Genomic DNA, 240 nt, shown 5'->3' on the forward strand with positions numbered 1-240 from the left:
CGAGGCACACCATCGTCGAGCCCATGCCGCGCTTGGCCGGCTCGTTCTCCTGGATCGTCCACACGTCGGCGCATGCCTTCTGCATCGCGTCCACCAGCAAGGTCTGGGCGGCGATCTTCGCTTCGTCGGAGTCGTCGGTGGCGAGCCGATCGATCGCGGCGCGGTGGCTCGCGACGTACTCGCGGACGCCTTCACCGGCCAGGCGCGACGCTTCGTCGCCCGCCGCGTGTCCGCCCATGC

General features: G+C 70.4%; 1 protein-coding gene. It reads right to left on the reverse strand.

All coding sequences use genetic code 11. The features are described 5' to 3' along the window. Positions 1-240: hypothetical protein (locus O4H62_RS26405; RefSeq protein ID WP_269391863.1), on the reverse strand; the 240-nt coding region annotated here is incomplete at both ends.

It is taken from the genome of Parahoeflea alexandrii (genome assembly GCF_027214025.1).
Lineage (GTDB): Bacteria > Pseudomonadota > Alphaproteobacteria > Rhizobiales > Rhizobiaceae > Hoeflea > Hoeflea alexandrii_A.